This is a genomic window from Streptomyces rishiriensis, from assembly GCF_030815485.1.
In the GTDB taxonomy this organism is placed as follows: Bacteria; Actinomycetota; Actinomycetes; order Streptomycetales; family Streptomycetaceae; genus Streptomyces; species Streptomyces rishiriensis_A.
Window position 1 is genome coordinate 37,636 of record NZ_JAUSWV010000003.1, and the last position, 12,111, is coordinate 49,746.

12 protein-coding genes are annotated in these 12,111 nt (G+C 70.3%); 3 read left to right on the forward strand and 9 right to left on the reverse strand.

The window, feature by feature from the left end; all coding sequences use genetic code 11:
- Nucleotides 1–24: 24 nt before the first annotated feature.
- On the reverse strand, nt 25–1,776 hold the full coding sequence (locus QF030_RS40020) for an AMP-binding protein (RefSeq protein WP_307167963.1): 1,752 nt from the start codon (nt 1,774–1,776) through the stop codon (nt 25–27).
- 257 nt (nt 1,777–2,033) lie between these two features.
- Here QF030_RS40020 and QF030_RS40025 point away from each other — a divergent pair, with 257 nt between their 5' ends.
- Both QF030_RS40025 and QF030_RS40030 read left to right on the forward strand, forming a co-directional pair.
- The gene (locus QF030_RS40025; RefSeq protein ID WP_307167900.1) at nt 2,034–3,053 is read left to right on the forward strand and encodes an NAD-dependent epimerase/dehydratase family protein; all 1,020 of its coding nucleotides are present in this window, start codon (nt 2,034–2,036) and stop codon (nt 3,051–3,053) included.
- Nucleotides 3,054–3,367: 314 nt separating this feature from the next.
- A complete protein-coding gene (locus tag QF030_RS40030) occupies nt 3,368–3,928 on the forward strand; it encodes a hypothetical protein (protein ID WP_307167901.1) in 561 nt (186 codons plus the stop codon).
- Nucleotides 3,929–4,270: 342 nt separating this feature from the next.
- On the opposite strand, the gene QF030_RS40035 is transcribed toward QF030_RS40030, so the two are convergent.
- From QF030_RS40035 to QF030_RS40045, 3 genes are all read right to left on the reverse strand, one after another.
- Nucleotides 4,271–4,474, reverse strand: a complete 204-nt coding sequence (locus tag QF030_RS40035) for a cold-shock protein (RefSeq protein WP_307161950.1) — start codon at nt 4,472–4,474, stop codon at nt 4,271–4,273.
- Nucleotides 4,475–4,671: 197 nt separating this feature from the next.
- The gene (locus QF030_RS40040) at nt 4,672–5,007 is read right to left on the reverse strand and encodes a helix-turn-helix domain-containing protein (RefSeq protein ID WP_307167902.1); all 336 of its coding nucleotides are present in this window, start codon (nt 5,005–5,007) and stop codon (nt 4,672–4,674) included.
- Between the two features lie 717 nt (nt 5,008–5,724).
- Nucleotides 5,725–5,997, reverse strand: a complete 273-nt coding sequence (locus tag QF030_RS40045) for a hypothetical protein (RefSeq protein ID WP_307167903.1) — start codon at nt 5,995–5,997, stop codon at nt 5,725–5,727.
- Nucleotides 5,998–6,498: 501 nt separating this feature from the next.
- On the opposite strand from QF030_RS40045, the gene QF030_RS40050 reads away from it, so the two are divergent.
- Nucleotides 6,499–7,266: a S1 family peptidase gene (locus QF030_RS40050; RefSeq protein WP_307167904.1), complete on the forward strand. Its 768-nt coding sequence runs from the start codon at nt 6,499–6,501 to the stop codon at nt 7,264–7,266.
- Between the two features lie 191 nt (nt 7,267–7,457).
- Here QF030_RS40050 and QF030_RS40055 read toward each other — a convergent pair whose 3' ends face one another.
- From QF030_RS40055 to ku, 5 genes are all read right to left on the reverse strand, one after another.
- Nucleotides 7,458–7,991, reverse strand: coding sequence for a hypothetical protein (locus QF030_RS40055; RefSeq protein ID WP_307167905.1), 534 nt, complete (start codon nt 7,989–7,991; stop codon nt 7,458–7,460).
- On the reverse strand, nt 7,988–9,097 hold the full coding sequence (locus tag QF030_RS40060) for a helix-turn-helix domain-containing protein (RefSeq protein ID WP_307167906.1): 1,110 nt from the start codon (nt 9,095–9,097) through the stop codon (nt 7,988–7,990). Before QF030_RS40060 ends, QF030_RS40055 begins: the two co-directional genes overlap by 4 nt.
- A gap of 181 nt (nt 9,098–9,278) precedes the next feature.
- Entirely contained in the window at nt 9,279–9,557 is a 279-nt protein-coding gene (locus QF030_RS40065) for a hypothetical protein (protein WP_307167907.1), read from the reverse strand.
- Nucleotides 9,558–10,063: 506 nt separating this feature from the next.
- Complete coding sequence (locus tag QF030_RS40070) at nt 10,064–10,603, reverse strand: cysteine hydrolase family protein (protein ID WP_307167908.1); 540 nt, start codon at nt 10,601–10,603, stop codon at nt 10,064–10,066.
- Between the two features lie 503 nt (nt 10,604–11,106).
- On the reverse strand, nt 11,107–12,099 hold the full coding sequence (gene ku / locus QF030_RS40075) for a non-homologous end joining protein Ku (RefSeq protein ID WP_307167909.1): 993 nt from the start codon (nt 12,097–12,099) through the stop codon (nt 11,107–11,109).
- Nucleotides 12,100–12,111 lie beyond the last annotated feature (12 nt).

The window sequence follows — 12,111 nt, forward strand, 5'->3', positions numbered from 1 at the left end:
CCCGGTTCGCTCCGTCCGCTGCGGCTACTTCGGCTGCCGGGGTGCGGCCGGCCCGGCCGGGTGTGCCGGCCGCACCCCGGGAGGGAACTCCCCGGCCGTGGCGGCGGCGCCCAGGCTGAGCCGTCGTACCTTGCCGCTGGCCGTCCGCGGCAGCGCGCCCCGCCTGGCGATGTAGACCTCGCTCACCGGCATGCGGAACTCCCGCAGGACGGCGAGCCTGGCGCTGTGCACGAGCGCCGCCTCGTCCACCGCGCCGGTGGCCGCCCTTCGGGCGTCCGCGAGTTCGAGGAACAGCACGAGGTCTTCGGTCGCCGCGGCATCCCGCGTCACCGCGACCGCGGCGACCGCTCCCAGGGCCGCCGGCGAGGCGTCGAGGACCGTCTGCTCGATGTCCGTGGGGGCCAGCAGGCGTCCCGCGTATTTCACGGCCTCCTTGGAACGCCCGATCACGAAGAGCTCACCGCCGGCCAGCGCGCCCAGGTCCCCGGTCGCGACGAGGCCGTCGTCGCCTGCTGCGGGACGCCGGACGCCGTCGGGGCCGATCGTCCAGCGGGCCGCGGCCCCGCCACCGATCCGGATCTCGCCGACGCGCCCTTCGGGCAGTTCTTCGCCGTCCGCGGCGACGATGCGGACCTCGGTGCCGGGCAACGGGGCACCATGGCCGATGAGTTCACGCACCCCGCCACCGCCGTCGCCGTCGCCGTCGGACGGTGTGGCCGAGGTTCGTGGCCGAGGCAGCGTGACAAGCCGTCCTCGCTCCAGTTCGGCCGTGTCGAAGCGGCGCACGACCGAGCCGACCAGCGGTGCCCGGCAGGCGACCGCGACACAGTTCTCCGCCAGCCCGTAGGCGGGCAGCAGCACATGGCGGCGCATCCCCGCCGCGGCGAACGTCTCCTCGAACCGTTCGCACAGCCGGGGAGCGACCCGCTCGGCGCCGATGACGGCGACGTGCAGCGCGGACAGGTCGACCTCGGCCAGCCGGGCGGGCGCACGCTCTGCGGCGCGGGCGGCCATGTCATAGGCGAAGGGAGGCGCGGTGGTATGCGTGGCACGGAACTCGCCCAGCTGCTCGATCCAGCGCAGCGGGTCGCGTACGAACGCACCCGGCGCCAGCGCCCGGAAGGCGAAGCCCGCGTACAGGCAGGCCCAGAAACTGCCGATCAGGCCCATGTCGTGGGAGAACGGCAGCCACGACATCCCTCGCCCGGCTGCCACCAGTCCGATGCGGTCGGTGATGGCGCGCAAGTTCACGGCCAGGTTGTGGTGGGTGAGAACGATGCCCCTGGGTGCGGCGAGACTGCCCGAACTGAACTGGACCACGGCGACGTCGTCCGGGTCGGGGACGGGCGCGGGCAGTTCGCCCGGGACGGTCCGCTCCGGTACCTCGGCCAGCGACAGATGCGTCACCGTCAGCGCGGCGGCGGCAGTGTCCTGCGGCCCGAGCATCGGTGCGCCCTGCGACACGTACCAGCGTGCTCCGCCGGCCCGCAGCGCGGCCAGGGCCCGCAGCCGTTCCTGGGTACGGGCGCCGAAGCCCCGCGGTACGCCGGTCGGCACCAGGACGGCTCCGCAGAGCGGGATGGCCAGGGACGCCACCATCGCGACCGTGGTGCTGTCCATCTCCAGTGCGACGGCGTCGCCCCGCTTCACCCCGCGCCCGGTGAACCACGCCGCGCGTTCCACGACGCGCGCCCAGAACTCGGGATACGTCAACTCCGTGTCCCCGGCCGCCCCCACCGTGCCCGGCACCCGTGAGGAAGCGTGTGTGCGAAGCACTTCGGTCAACGTCGCGCACGGTCGCGCCGGCTCGCCGTCGTACGCCACCGGCTGTTCCTCCTCCGACTCGCCTTCATGGCCTGCTCCTCTCCAACGGGCGAAGGCACTGAGAGTAACGGCCGGAACTCTCTGTGTACTTGTGGTGGTACGGTCCTGCTCCCGCGACGTCCCCCCACGAAGGCAGGCATGGTGCGCACCCCGACCTCCCCCGCAGCGAGGCAGCCCTCCGCCCGGGCCCGTGCGCGCGGACCCCTACGGTGAGGCCGGACGGCCCCGACGACCTGTCCGGGCGGCGTTTCCTGGTCACCGGTGCCACCGGTTTCGTCGGCCGGCGCCTGTGCGCCCGGCTCGCCGCACGGAAGGCCGACGTCACGGCCCTGGTGCGGGAAACGTCCGTCCGGGCCGGTCTGCCCTCCGGCGCGCGGCTGGTCGTGGGCGATCTGACCAGCGCGGCGGATGCCGGGGCGGTGCGTGAGGCGGCCGCCGGCGCGGACTGCGTGTTCCATCTCGCCGCGGTGGTCAAAGCACGTTCGGCCGAGGGCTACTGGCGCTGCAACGCCGAGGGCTCCGGGCGGCTCGCCGAGATCCTGGCCGCGCTGGCGTCCCCGCCGCGGCTGGTGGTGTGCTCCTCGCTGGCCGCCGCCGGTCCCGCCCGGCCGGGCAGGCCGAGAACCGAGGACGAACCGCCCGCCCCGGTCTCCCACTACGGGCGCAGCAAGCTGGCCGGGGAGCTCGCCGTGCGGGAACGGGCCGGCGTGCTGCCGGTGATCGCGATCCGGCCGCCCATCGTGTACGGGCCCGGCGATCCGGCGTTCCTGCCGTCGCTGGTGCCGATGATCCGCAGCGGGCTCGTCGTCAAGAGCGGCTTCGGGCCGAGGCACTACTCCGTCATCCACGTCGACGACCTGTGCACGGCCCTGCTCGCCGCCGCGACACGGGGCACCAGGATGCGTCCCGGTGTTGCGGACTCGGGTGTCTACACGGTCTCGGACGGCACGGAACACACGTGGCAGGGGATCTGCCGGGCAGTGGCCGAGGCGCTGGGCCGCCGTCCTCCGCTGGTGCTGCCCGTGCCGCACGCCATGACGCGAGGGGTCGCCGAGTGCGCCGAGGCGCTGGGGCGGCTGGGTGGCTTCGTCCCGCCCCTCAACCGGGACAAGAGCCGCGAGCTGCGCTGCGCGGCATGGACGTGCTCGGCCGAACGGGCGCGCAGGGACCTCGGGTTCGTCCCGTCGATCGCCCTGGCCGAGGGGATCGCGGCCACCCTCAGGGCGTGACCGGCCGGCGGCGGACATGGTGACGGACCAAAGCGCGGAAGCGGTCAGCAGGCGGCCAGGGAAAGGGCGGTGCGGTGCGCCGCGAGGGCTGCCACGGTCAGCGGGTGGAACACCGCGCTCATGCCAGGAGAGCTCGCAGGACGGCCTTGTCGAAAGGCTGGTTGCGAAAACCGCGTGGACTCCACGCCGTGTGGACTGCGGCCCCTTGTTCCCGCCGCCGATTGGGCCGTCCCAAGCCGAGTACAGCGGCTGGTCGTGGGGAACGATCAAGGCTTCGAACGGGCACCACCGCTCGCCTACCGCAAGGATCGCCGATGCTTCCTGAGGTCCGCCCTCACGTGTCCGCCCCGCTCACCGACCAGTTGGAACACCAACTGGGCCTGGCATCAGGCCTCGAAGCCGGTCCTCTCGATGTGGAGCGCGTCGCCGGGATCGCGGTCGTCGCAGCCGCCCACTCCGGCGGCTACGCGGCCATCGGCCATCTCCTCGGGCTGCTGGCCGCGCTCCCTGCCCCCACCGCGGCAGGCGAACGCTTCTGGTCGGACCTGTGGAGGTCCTCGGGCACTGCCTACCTGCTGCCGGCCAACATCAGGGCCGAGGTGCTGCGGGCCCTGGCAGGCGAAGGCACCCCCCTGGCCCGGCAGATCCTCTCGGCTGTCGATGAGATGACCCCGCCCCAACGCGTCGCGGCCGGTGAGGTGATCGGTCAGGCGCTCGTCGAGTCCGACCGTCTTCCCGATCTCAAGACACAGGTCATCGGAGAACTGTGGCTCCGCGATCTCGAACTCACCGCCTGGCGCGTCCTGCACGCCGACCGCAGGTCGGACGACCCTGCTGGGCGGAGAGCCTTTTTCGAAGCCTGGACGAGCGTCTGAACGTCTGCCCCCGCCCCGGGGGACATGCGGCGCCCAGCCGCCCCGCGGCACGCAGCCTCGGGAGGCGCGCAGCATGCTCCGGGCGCCGGTCACCGACGGCCTGCGCCTCCCGCCATGACCGCAGCGTCGTCGCTTCCGGCGCAACGGCATGCGTGCTGCGTGCTGCGTCCTGCGTCCTGCGTCCTGCGTCCTGCGTCCTGCGGGCGAACGACCCGGGCCGAGGCCGACCGGGTTCAGGAACCACGAGGAGCGGGGTCCCGCGTCCGGCTGACAGCGTCGGCCGTATGGCCTACGCGTGCTGCCGGACGCGGTGAGCCCCGACCTCTCGGGCGGGCCGGTGGGTCAGGCCAGGCTGATGTTCTCGGCCTGGGGACCCTTCTGGCCCTGGGTGACGTCGAACGTCACCAGCTGGCCCTCCTGGAGCTCACGGAAGCCCGAGGAGTTGATCGCCGAGTAGTGGGCGAAGACGTCCGGGCCGCCGCCGTCCTGGGCGATGAAGCCGAAGCCCTTCTCCGCGTTGAACCACTTCACAGTTCCCGTTGCCATGTCTGATGCCTTCCGGTCGATTACGCCTCCCACTCCATGTGGCAGGCGGAGGTGATCGCCCTGGTTCCTGCGGCACAGCACAGCAGAACGCCCACGCCGAAGACGTGGGCGAAGGGAAACTTCCGAACCATGACAGCTGACGCAGACGCTACACGCTCCACACACGCTGTCACCAGAGGCAACGGCCACGTGCCGCCTCAGGCCGCGGGCGTTCCGAACGCCTCGGCGGTGCGGCGGTGTTCGGCGTTGCGCTGGCGGGCCTCTTCGAGCTGGTCCTCGAGGACGACGATGCGGCAGGCGGCTTCGACGGGGATGCCGTCGTCGACGAGTTCACGCGCGCGGGCGGCGATGCGCAGCTGGTAGCGGGAGTAGCGGCGGTGCCCGCCCGCGGAACGCAGCGGGGTGATGAGGCGGGCCTCGCCGATGGCCCGCAGGAAGCCCTGCGTGGTGCCGAGCATCTCGGCGGCGCGGCCCATGGTGTAGGCGGGGTAGTCGTCGTCATCGAGACGGCCGTAGGAATCGTCTGCTGTCATCGCACCTCTTTGCCGGAACACGTCGAGGGGCCCTGGTGCCGTACCGCCACCAGGGCCCCGAAGGAACTGCTACACCATCTGCCGGCCCCAGTCCTGCGCCGGCCTTCTGTTTCCGCGGACCCGGCCTGAACACTGCCGGAACTGCGGGGATCGCGGATGCGTGACCGGAGACCACCTCACTGTCGATGTCCTGCGGTACCCGGACCCACCACTCGTCCGGGCGATCCCGATGGCGCCAGACTCCTCCGTTCTTCCCTCTGGCCAAACACTTGCCAAACCGGTACTGCGAACTGCTGATACTGCGGTACTGCGAACTGCTGGTACTGCGTACTGCTGTGGCCTGGAACAGCGCCACTCTTCGGCAGCCAGCCCCGTCGCCCGTCCTGCATCTGCTCTGGCTTGGAACCCCACTGCCGAACCTCCCGGTACGCGCGCCCGCAGCCAGACGCCTTTACCGGGGAACCACTCGAAATCTCACTGCGGATACTGCGGCACTGCGGGTACTGCGGTACTGCTCATGGCGGCCCCTGATCACTGCGGGCCGCCCGGTCCGGCCGTCAGTCCCGTCACCGTCCTGCAACCGCTCTGGCTCCGGAACTCCACCGCCGCACCGTCCTGCGCACTGCAACTGCGTACTGCTGCCCGGCAGTTCATCTCTGCCGGGCCCTTCTTGATCTCGGCTACGAGAGAAACCATAACCGGCCCGCCACCCAATGTCTACTCCAGCCACCACAGATTTTCGTGACTCCAGCGGCGAGGTAGTCGTCCACGACCGCGGAGCCCTGCGACGACCCGGTCCGGCAGGCCCCGCAGGCAGCGCAGCCCCCGTTCGGCGCGGAGGGCCGGTGCCGTGCGCCGCCACGTCTCCTCGTCCGTCACCTCGCCGCGCCTGCGGGCATCCTTCAGCCGGAGTTCATCACCCACCGCGAGGGCGAGGACGCAGCCCCCGACGACCTGCCCCTCCTCCCCCGCACCGACGGCCGGCTCCACCTGCACTGCCTCGGCGAGGACCTCCGCGACCGCAAGGTGCGCGGCGCGCCGTGGGCACGCTGCTCCTTCGACCTCCTCGACGCATGCAGCCAGCCCGCCGGCCGCCCGCAGTGGAAACTGATGCACTCCTACCGGCAATTGATGTGCATGCAAGCCCTGCACTGCCAGATCTGCGGCAGGGACGCCTCGGTCAGCCCTTCGCGAAGGACGCCGAGTCGATCACCGCCGCATGCGGCTCCCGGCTCTCGCTGAGTCGAAGGCAAAGCGGTCTGGCGTGAGTTCATACTTCCCGCCTGAGAACGCAGGGCGACCGGCAATGCCAGGGCGGGAAGCCGTGGGCTCGCGTTGTTCTCACTCAACCGGCGTCCACCAGTGGTGCCGGGCCCGCGACCACGAAGCCGGCCCGGCTCAGCCAATTCCCCGAACTCCTAATCCGAATGGCGGAGCTGAGGAGGGCGCGCAAGACTGGTCTGGGGGTACCTGCGGAGACAAGGACAGGCCATGTCTTTCGGACTTCAAGGAACTCTGGGACATTCATTGCGGTTACTGGCCGTCGGCGTCCTGATCAGCACAGGTGTAGCGGGCCTTGCCCCGTCGCCTGCACATGCGATAACCGGTGGCAACGCGGTCACCGACGATTCCTTCAATGCCGTCGCCAAGGTCTCGTACGTCGGGGGAACCTTCTGCACCGGAACCCTCATCAGAAACAACTGGGTGCTCACCGCAGCGCATTGTGTGGGCGGTGTCACCAATCCTGGTGACATGACCGTGCGTGTCGGCACCAACCTCAAGGACACCGGCGGGCAGGTCAGGAAGGCCAGTGCGCTCTACTCGTATCCCGGGTACAGCGGCGGGCACAACGACATAGCCCTTCTGGAACTGCAATCCCCGGTGAACGGCATCACGCCGATCAGTTTGGCCGATCCCGGCCAGAGCCACCGATGGGACGGCCGGCAGGGCGGTCCCTTCACGCAGTACGACGACGGCATCATTGCGGGGTGGGGCCAGAACGGCGCCGGGCAGCTTCCCGACCGGCTGCAGTTCAAGGGCGTGTCCATCATGCCGGCCGGGCCCGACGGTGTGGGGCTGAAATCGATCCCGACCAGCGGCGGTCCCTGCCCGGGCGACAGCGGAGGCCCTCTGATGGTCAGCATCAGCGGTGAGCTCTTCCAAGTAGGCGTCATGAAAGGCCAGAACTGCTCCACCGGCGCGAACTACAGCGAAGTGGGCGCCGGCCCTCTGCAGACCTGGATCCTGAGCCACCTCTGACAGGTGCACACTGCGGCCTGGCGCGGCACCGGTGCCCGGTCGGGCGTGCCGTCGGGCGTCCTGGCGGGCGCCGCCGGAGATACCGGCGGCAGCTTCCACGGCCGCCAGGTGAGGATGACGGTGCGCTGTGTGTCGTCTTCCGAGCCGAGAGCACCCTGCAGGATTTCGCGGACTTCGGTCGGGTGGCTCGCTCAGGCCGCGCGGGAGACGGCGGGCCTGGGATGCAGGTGTCGTACGGCCTGCCGTCGGGCTGACGTCGCCGACAGGACCAGGTAGCGGATCTTGCTCGCGTCCAGGCCCATGACGGCGGCGGCGCCGGCGCTGGTGTAGCCGAGCCTGCAGTGCAGGACCAGTGCGTCGTACTGGTGCGGGGAACAGGTTTGCAGAGCGGGCAGGGCAGGGGCGGTGAGCTGGACCCGGGTGCGCAGATGTGTCCAGGCCCTGGCTTGGGGGTTGGGGCTGCCGACGATGTCGAGCCAGCCGACGGCGAGTTCGCCGAGCAGGCCGCGGACCAGGCGGTGGGCCTGTACGTGCGGCAGGTGGGCGCGGGCGTAGTCGAGGTAGCTGTCGCGGTTGAGGGCGCAGAACGCCTCGAAGGCGGGAGGAAGTGCTGCAGTGAGGTCGGCCGGCTCGCGCGGCTGGCTTTTGCTGGTGCGAGACCGCGGGAGGCGTGCTGCGTCGGCGCGGGCAGGGGCGGTGGGGCGAGATGGGGTGGAGGTGGTCATCCGGTCACCTTGGTCGCGAAGTCGGCTGTGCAGGGCAGCGGGCCGGCCAGGGCGGCGCGTGCGGCATTCCACAGGGGCCGCAGCGGCTGGGCTTCAGCGTTCAGAGCGTGGGCGAGTTCTTCGACGTCCTCCCAGGCCGGTAGGGCTGTGCCGTTGAACATGCCGGTGATGGCGTGCGCGGTCAGGCGTGTGCTCGCTTTGATCTGGTCGGCGCGGGGGCGGGCGGCGGCAAGGTGCAGTCCGCGCAGGGCCGCGGGCAGACTCTGACACTGAGCGGGCGTCTGTCCGCGGGCGGCTATCCACAGCGGCTGGATCTCTGCCGGGTCTCCGCCGCAGGCGAGGGTGAGCCGGCGTGCGATCTTCCAGGAGGGGCAGCGTTCGCCGCTGAGGACGCGCGAGACGTAGGAGGCGGACACCTCTATGTCGTCGGCGAGTTCACGACGGGACTTGCCGCTCAGGTGCTGCAACTGGGACAGAGCACGAGTGAGTACGGCAGCCGGGCTGTGGGCGTGCCGGTCGGGGGCTCTGGCCCGGGACGTCGTCACCTCTCCTCCGCCATCGGCCGTACGGCGGTGGGCAGGCAACCGCGCGGCAGACACTGCCTGCGGTGCCGACGTGGCCGCAGGGGCGGCCTGACGCGGCAGACGCACCCTCGTTCGGGTGCGCAGCGGGCGGCTTTCCTTACGGCGGCGCACGGCTTCGGCCGAGTATTTGCGGGTGAGCTGCTCGGAGGGCAGCCCCAGGCACTGAGCGATGTCGGCATTCTTCTGCCGGTCGTCGCGGGCCTGCTGGATCAGTGCGGCCTTGAGGTCCTCGAGATCGCCCTCTGCCACACGCATGAGGCTCAGCGCTGCCAGGGGCTGCCTGGTGTGGGCCAGCTGCAGCAGCTGAGTGACCACCCGGGCCAGTTCGTCGGCGACCTGGCCGGCAAATGCCTGGTGGGCGAGGGCGTCGGGGGTGAGGGACTTCTCACGGGCCTTGCGGTAGGCACGGCCGCAGGTGTCGCTGCAGTAATTGCGCGGCCGCCCGGAGCCGGGGCTGCGGCCGATCGGCTTGCCGCACTCCGGGTTGGGGCAGTAGGCGGGGCCTAGGTCTTTCGGCGTCATGGCAGGGGCATCCCTTCCGCGAAGTGCTACCGGGAACAGGCACGGGTGCGGAAATGGAGAGATTCGACAGATCCCGACACGGCGTGGCGCCTGCTGTGTGGGCCAGGGCAGGTGAATTCTCCGTGCACCGGGTGGCTGCCGTCCGGCCGGCTTTCCCTGCCGGACGGCAGCCACCTGTTCGTCAGGCGGTGCGAATCCGCCGGTAGCGCAGGTGCGAACGACGTGTTGCGGCCAGCAGCATGCAGACCGCCGTTGCGGCGAGGTCGTACGCCTCGGGCCGCAGGACCAGCACGATGCCAAGGACGGGGGCCGCAATGAACGCCCCTACCTGCATGGTGACTTCCCTGTCACGCAGATCGCGAGTTTCAACCGCGGCCTGTTGCGGGATGTTACGGTCGAACCGCTTCGGCCGAGCCGGATCCGGCGACCGGTCGAAGATGGAGGTTCGGTCAGGGGGCATGTCAACTCCTTGATCGAAGAGGAGAGTTGAGTTGAGCCCCGGTCTGGTATCCCGCCGTGCCGGGGCTCACTCGCGCGTTGAGGGGAACTTACCTGCCCACTCAAACGAACGCATAGCGCTACCGTACGTAAATGACATCGCTGCGGTATCCGACACGCCTGCACGTGCAAAGCGGTCAGCATCGAACACCGCACAATCAAAATCGGTCCCCACAGCTCTTCGAACAGCTCAACTCGCCCGCAAGAAGCAGCATCTCCCGCATCCCACGCCACCATCACCCACCCCATGAGCAACCACCGTCACCACACCCGTCCTTGGGCGTGCACGGCGGTGGACGAACGGGAGCGCCGCAGGGACGGCGGTGCGCCTTCCCGGGCAGTTACCGTCGCCCACGCCCAGCGCGATCGCCGAGGCCGGCTGGAGTCCTGCGACTGGTGTGTGAGTCGGGGTGATCATCACGCGAGGGTCGGGACGGCTTCCCGCTATCGCGGTGCGATGGCTTTGAGTCAGTCCTCGACGGCGACGACGTCTGCCCACTGCGGGAACAGCTTCTCGGTGAGCATCGTGTGCACCTCGGGGTCGGTGTCGAGGCAGGCATCCGCCAGGACGGTGAGGCCGAAGTCCAGGTCGATGGCGTGCCACAGGGTGGACAGCACTACAGCGCTGGTGGCGATGCCGGTGAGAACCAGGCTGTCGATGTCGCGAGCCCTCAGTACCAGGTCGAGGTCGCTGCCCGAGAACGCGCTCCCCCGCCTCTTGGTGACCACGACGTCGCCCTGCTGGGGCGCGACGTCGTCATGGATCGCGGTGCCGGGGGCGCCCTCGGTGAACAGGCCGGCCCGCACGGCGTTGGTCATCACCTTGTTGCGAGGGCTGACTTGCGGATCGCCCGGCCGCAGTCCCATCACCACGTAGATCACGGGGATGCCGGCCGCCCGGGCGCCGTCGATCGCCCTGCGCAAGCGCGGCAGGTACCCGGAACCGTCGTCGGCGATGGCCACGACGTCCCGTTGGACGTCCATCACCAGAAGTGCGCTGTTCGCCATGCCTGCCGTCCCCTTCTCGGCCGGGAAACAAGAGCAAGTCTTGCGGATCAGCCGAGCCGCGGTGGAGGTTTCGGAGATCGTCATCAGCTCCGTGCCGCAGTGCGCCCCTGACCGGGGTCGGTTCTGATTCTTCGGTCTCGTCAGGTCGAGGTGGTCGTTGCCGTCCATGATCAGGCAGCGTCGGCGGCCGGCGACAGACAGGGGTGCGGCCCCGGTCGGCTAGGACGCCGGCCGGGGCCGCGGACGAAGAGGTGTGGTCGTGGAGGGCGGTCGCCTACGCGGCGAAAGGCTCTGCGGGGCTTCAGCCGGACGATCGTCCCCGCAGGCAATAGGTGAGGCCCGGGGACACTGTCCCCTCCACGACCACACCCCTCACAACACGGTCCGCCGCGCCGGCATTCCCGCGCCGTCCACCGGCCGGCGGGCGGGCTCCCGTCCCGGCTCGGGGGAAACACGGAACGGGAGCCCTACCGCCATCTTGCCCGCTCCGGCGTACGGCCGCCTCACGCGCTGCGCGGTCTGCGCGCCGCCGTCTTCTTCGTGGCCTTCTTGGCGGCAGTCGTCTTCTGCGAGGCGGCCGTGGCCGTGGCCTTCTTGACCGGCGTCTTCCTGGCGGTCTTCTTCGCAGGCGCCTTCTTCTTCGGCTGCGCCAGCTCGTGGACGTCGGCCTCGGCCTCGCCCGTCTCGCCCGTCTCGCCCGTCTCGCCCGTCTCGCCGCGGGAGGCCTGCGCCTTGCGCACCGACTCCTGCAATGCGGCCATCAGGTCCAGGACCTGGCCCTGCTCCGTCGGCTCCGGCGCGTCCGGGAGCGGCTTGTCCTCCCGCTTGGCTTCGATGATCTTCGCGACGGCTTCGGTGTACGCGTCGCGGAAGTCCTCCCCCTCGAGGTTGTCGCGGGTCATGCTGTCCATCAGCGCCAGTGCGCCCTGGATCTCGTCCTCGGACAGCTCCACGGGCGGTGGCAGCAGTTCGGTGGGGTCGCGGACCTCGTCCGGCCAGTGCATCGCGTGCAGCACGATCGCCTCGCCGTGCACCCGCAGCAGCCCCAGCCGCTCACGGCCCGACCACGCGTACTTCGCCACCGCCACCTTCGCCGACCGCGTCAGCGCCTGCCGCAGCAGTTTGTAGGGCTTGGCCGCGACCTGCCCGTCCGGCGCCAGGTAGTAGCCCTCGCCGATCCGGATCGGGTCGATCGACTCCCACGGCACGAACGCGTCGATCTCGATCGCCTTGGCCGTCGGCAGCGGCAGGTTGCTCAGATCCTCGTCGCTGATCGGGATCACCTGGGTCTTGGAGTACTCATACCCCTTGCCGATCTCCGCCTGGCTGACCTCGCGGTCCTCCAGCTCGCACACCTTCCTCGTGCGGATCCTGCCCAGGTCCTCGAGGTGGTACCGGTGAAACCGGATCGAGTGGTCCTCCCGCGCAGACTGCACATGGATCGGCACCGTGACCAGCCCGAACGAGATGGCGCCGGACCAGATGGATCGGGGCATGACCAACCTCCG

Excerpts from the sequence above, each read along its gene's own strand:
- QF030_RS40030 (WP_307167901.1), top strand. The coding sequence starts at position 3,368 with ATGCTTCCTGAGGTCCGCCCTCACGTGTCCGCCCCGCTCACCGACCAG.
- QF030_RS40035 (WP_307161950.1), bottom strand. The coding sequence starts at position 4,474 with ATGGCAACGGGAACTGTGAAGTGGTTCAACGCGGAGAAGGGCTTCGGC.
- QF030_RS40040 (WP_307167902.1), bottom strand. The coding sequence starts at position 5,007 with ATGACAGCAGACGATTCCTACGGCCGTCTCGATGACGACGACTACCCC.
- QF030_RS40050 (WP_307167904.1), top strand. The coding sequence starts at position 6,499 with ATGTCTTTCGGACTTCAAGGAACTCTGGGACATTCATTGCGGTTACTG.
- QF030_RS40055 (WP_307167905.1), bottom strand. The coding sequence starts at position 7,991 with ATGACCACCTCCACCCCATCTCGCCCCACCGCCCCTGCCCGCGCCGAC.
- QF030_RS40060 (WP_307167906.1), bottom strand. The coding sequence starts at position 9,097 with ATGACGCCGAAAGACCTAGGCCCCGCCTACTGCCCCAACCCGGAGTGC.
- QF030_RS40065 (WP_307167907.1), bottom strand. The coding sequence starts at position 9,557 with ATGCCCCCTGACCGAACCTCCATCTTCGACCGGTCGCCGGATCCGGCT.
- QF030_RS40070 (WP_307167908.1), bottom strand. The coding sequence starts at position 10,603 with ATGGCGAACAGCGCACTTCTGGTGATGGACGTCCAACGGGACGTCGTG.
- ku (WP_307167909.1), bottom strand. The coding sequence starts at position 12,099 with ATGCCCCGATCCATCTGGTCCGGCGCCATCTCGTTCGGGCTGGTCACG.